The sequence below is a fragment of the Mycolicibacterium vulneris genome (assembly GCF_002104765.1).
Classification (GTDB): Bacteria; Actinomycetota; Actinomycetes; order Mycobacteriales; family Mycobacteriaceae; genus Mycobacterium; species Mycobacterium vulneris.
This window is the reverse complement of the sequence record NZ_NCXM01000116.1, coordinates 1-336: the sequence shown is the minus strand read 5'-3', so window position 1 is coordinate 336 and position 336 is coordinate 1. Positions and strand designations below refer to the sequence as shown.

The window sequence follows — 336 nt, the reverse complement described above, 5'->3', positions numbered from 1 at the left end:
ACTCCCACCGCCTCATTCATGGAGACTTTCAATGTCATCCTCCGAATATCAAGTTGGACTATCTGCAGGTTACGCACACTCTCGCGCAGCCCAAGCATCATACGAAGCCGCAATTAATGAATGGCGCTTGCATTCAGAGAACCTGAAACATCAAGTGAACGCCTTGAATGAACGCATCGAAATTATGCAAGGCCACTTTGAAGCGAATAACTATGTTTTGCTTTTGTTGTTGGAAGAGTTAAGAAAGACCTCACCTAACTCTCCACTACTGGTAAAGGGAAACAGAGACTCGCTTCGTCAGAAGGCCTTTGATAGATATCTGGAAGATCGCGGATA

1 protein-coding gene is annotated in these 336 nt (G+C 45.2%); it reads left to right on the top strand.

The window, feature by feature from the left end; translation table 11 throughout:
• Positions 1–31: 31 nt before the first annotated feature.
• Positions 32–336, top strand: a 305-nt coding sequence (locus B8W69_RS30425; RefSeq protein WP_133058072.1) for a hypothetical protein, incomplete at its 3' end; no start/stop codon positions are given.